General features: G+C 76.0%; 2 protein-coding genes. Both read right to left on the minus strand.

Going from position 1 to position 3802, the window contains the following annotated elements; translation table 11 throughout:
* A partial coding sequence (locus tag V7793_RS34940; protein ID WP_336013714.1) for an ATP-dependent helicase occupies positions 1-2794 on the minus strand: 2794 nt, incomplete at its 3' end.
* Between the two features lie 85 nt (positions 2795-2879).
* A partial coding sequence (locus V7793_RS34945; RefSeq protein WP_336013715.1) for a RecB family exonuclease occupies positions 2880-3802 on the minus strand: 923 nt, incomplete at its 5' end.

Below are 3802 nucleotides of genomic sequence, written 5' to 3' on the forward strand. Positions count from 1 at the left end.
GGGCGTCCCACGCGCCGCGGCCGGCGAACTGCTCGTCCTCGTGCGGAGCACGATCGCCCTCGTACGCCTCGGCGCCCGTGACGGCCTCCGGACGGGCCGTCGGCAAGGCCTCCCACGCGTGCGGGTCGGCCAGGTGCTCGTCCTCGTGCGGGGCCGGCTCCGGTGCGTACGCGTCGTGGTCCTCGTCGTCCGACGGCGGGGGCGGCCAGTCCGGGTCGTAGGCCGGCTCGGGCTCGGGCTCGGGGAGCACCGGCGCACCGGTCCCCGTGGTGGCCCCGCTCTCCAGCCGCTCCAGGTGCGCGAGCACCGCGTCGGCCGCGGCGCGGCGGCGGGCGAGGGAGTCCGGGTCCAGGGGCAGCGGCCAGGAGCGGTCGGTCTCGTCCTCCTGCAGCGCGGGGTTCTCGGCGTCCTCCTCCGGAGGGGCGGCCCAGGCCTCGATCTCGCCGTGGCCGGCCTCGCAGTGCGCGCGGAGGGCGTCGAGGAACGCGGACGGCCCGCGGGGCTTCTTCTGGCTGGGGCCCCACCAGTGGCCGGAGCCGAGGAGCAGGGAGCGGGGGCGGGTGAAGGTGACGTAACCGAGGCGGAGTTCCTCGATGCGCTGGTGTTCCTTCATGGCGGCCTTGAAGGCGCCCATGCCCTTGGCGTCCCACGCGCCGACGTCGGGCAGGGTGTCGGCGTCGCCGCGCAGGGCGTGCGGGAGGACCTTGGCCTGGGCGGTCCAGGAGTCGCGGGACTGCTCGCTGGGGAAGGTGCGCTCGACGAGGCCGGGGACGGCGACGACGTCCCACTCCAGGCCCTTGGACTTGTGCGCCGTGAGGACCTTGACGGTGTCCTCCCCTCCGGGGAGGGAGCTGTCGAGGCCCTTCTCGTACTGCGCGGCGGTGCGCAGGAAGCCGAGGAAGGCGAGCAGGGTGGTCTCGCCGTCGACGGCTGCGAAGCCCGCGGCGACGTCCATGAAGTGCGAGAGGGTCTCGCGGCGGCGGGCGGCCAGGGCGTGCGGCGAGGCGGACAGCTCGACCTCCAGGCCCGTGACGGCCAGGACGCGGTGGAGAACGTCCATGAGGGGGTCGGCCAGGGAGCGGCGCAGGTCGCGCAGTTCGGCGGCGAGGCGGGCGAAGCGGACGCGGGCCTCGGCCGAGAAGGGCAGTCCGTCCTGAGGGGTGCCCGGGGCGTCGGCGGCGAGGAAGGTGTCGAGCGCGTCGGCGAGGGAGACCGTCTCGGCGGGGTCGGTGCCCTCGACGGCCTCGGCGAGGCGGCGCTCGGGGTCGCCGCCCGCGCTGCCGTAGGGCACGAGCGTGCGGGCGCGGCGGCCGAGGAGCGCGAGGTCGCGGGGGCCGATGCGCCAGCGCGGGCCGATCAGCAACCGGACCAGGGAGGCGTTGGCGGCGGGGTCCTGGAGGACCTCGCAGACGGCGACGAGGTCGGCGATCTCGGGCAGGTGCAGCAGCCCGGACAGGCCGACGACCTCGACGGGCAGGTCGCGCCGCACCAGCGCGCCCTGGATCTGGGCGAAGTCGGCCGCGGTGCGGCACAGGACGGCGATGTCGCCGGGGCGGGTGCCGGTGCGCACGAGGTGGGCGAGGGAGTCGGCGAGCCACTCCAGCTCCTCGGCGTGGGTGGGCAGCAGGGCGCAGCGCACCACGCCGTCCCGCTCGGCGCCGGGGGCGGGGCGCAGGGCCTCGACGCCCTCGTGGCGCTCGCGCAGCTCGACGGCGAGGCCGTTGGCGAGGTCGAGGAGGCGGCCGCCGCTGCGCCGGTTCTCGCTGAGCGCGAAGCGGCGGGCGGGGCTGCCGTCGGCGAAGGGGAAGTGCTGCGGGAAGTCGTCCAGGTTGGCGACGGAGGCGCCGCGCCAGCCGTAGATGGCCTGGCAGGGGTCGCCGACGGCGGTGACGGCGTGGCCGGTGCCGCCGCCGAAGAGGCCGGAGAGCAGGAGGCGCTGGGCGACGGAGGTGTCCTGGTACTCGTCGAGGAGGACGACGGCGAACTGCTCGCGCAGGATCCGCCCGACTTCGGGGCGGCTGCGGGCGAGCTCGGCGGAGAGGGCGATCTGGTCGCCGAAGTCGAGCAGGTCGCGCTTGCGCTTCTCCGCGCGGTAGCCGCCGACGAGCTCCAGCAGTTCGAGGCGGGCGCGGGCGGTCTCGGGGACCTTGCGCAGGTCGGCGTTGGTGAGCCGGGCGCCCTCCAGGGCGGCGAGCAGCTCGCGGTCGTGGGCGCGGAGGCGCTCGGCCGGCACGAGGTGCTCGGCGAGCTCGCCGTCGAGGGCCAGGAGGTCGGCGACGAGGTCGGCGAAGGAGCGGGTGAGCGCCGGGAAGGGGCCCGGGGAGCCGCGCAGGACGCGGGCGGCGAGCTGGAAGCGGGTGGCGTCGGCGAGGAGGCGGGCGCCGGGCTCCAGGCCGATGCGCAGGCCGTGCTCCTTCAGGAGGCGGCCGGCGAAGGCGTGGTACGTGGAGATCTGCGGCTCGCCGGGGGCCTGGTCGGGGTCGGCGGCCGCGGGCCCGGGGTCGGGGTCGGGGTCGGTGACGCCGGCCGCGACGAGGGCCTTGCGGACGCGCTCGGACAGCTCGCCGGCGGCCTTGTTGGTGAAGGTGAGGCCGAGGACCTGCTCGGGGGCGACCTGGCCGGTGCCGACGAGCCAGACCACGCGCGCGGCCATCACCGTGGTCTTGCCGGACCCGGCGCCGGCCACGATGACCTGCGGGGCGGGCGGCGCGGTGATGCAGGCCGTCTGCTCCGGAGTGAACGGGATGCCGAGGAGCTCCTTGAGCTGCTCGGGGTCGGTCAGGCGCGGGGTCACGGCACACCACGCTAACGGCCGCCACTGACATACCGGCATCGCCGCAGGTCAGAGTGTTTCTCCCGGCCTCTCTTCGAGGGCCGGGCTATTCGACGATCTGCCGGCCCTCGGGCCGGGCCGTGCAGGAGGCCCGGAAGGAGCAGTGCGAGCAGTGCTGGCCGGGGCGGGGGGCGAACCGCTCCTCCAGGACCCGGCCCGCCGCCTCGGCGAGCAGCCCGCCGACCCACTCGCCCTCGCCCAGCGGCTCCTGGCCCTGCACCTTCGGGACGGCGTCGCCGCCGTCCCGCTTCGCCGCGCCCTGACGCAGCTGGACGAGCTCGGCGCCGCCGGCCCGGGGCCGGGCGCCGTCGAAGACCTCGTCGACGGCCCCGTGCTCGACGGCGAGCTGGTAGACGGCGAGCTGGGGGTGGCGCTCGACCTCCTTGGCGGAGACGGTGCCCTTGCCCGTCTTGAAGTCGACGACGTAGGCGCGGCCGTGGTCGTCCGCTTCCACGCGGTCCATGGAGCCGCGGATGCGCACGAGGTAGTCCTCGGCCTTCAGGGTGACGTCGAAGGCGTGCTCGGTGGCGACGGGGGCCCGGCCGCCGCGCTCCATGACGTGCCAGCGCAGGAAGCGCTCCAGGGCCGCGCGGGCGTTCTCCTTCTCCTGCGCCGACTTCCACGGGGCGTCGAAGGCGAGCGCGTCCCAGACGGAGTCGAGGCGCTCCATGAGCACGGCGAGGTCGGCGGGGGTACGGCCGGAGGCCACCTCGTCGGCGAGGACGTGCACGACGTTGCCGAAGCCCTGGGCGGCGGTGGCGGGCGCGTCGGCCTTCACCTCGCGGCCCAGGTACCACTGCAGCGAGCAGGTGCCCAGCTGGCCGAGGGCCGAACCGGACAGGGCGACCGGCCGGGTGCGGTCGCGCAGCGGCACCTCGCTGTGGGTCGGCTCGTGCAGGCCCCACCAGCGGTACGGGTGTGCGGCCGGTACGAGCGGCTGGCCCTCCTCGTCGCGCAGCGCGGCGAGCC

The organism is Streptomyces sp. KLMMK (assembly GCF_036961605.1).
GTDB lineage: Bacteria > Actinomycetota > Actinomycetes > Streptomycetales > Streptomycetaceae > Streptomyces > Streptomyces telluris.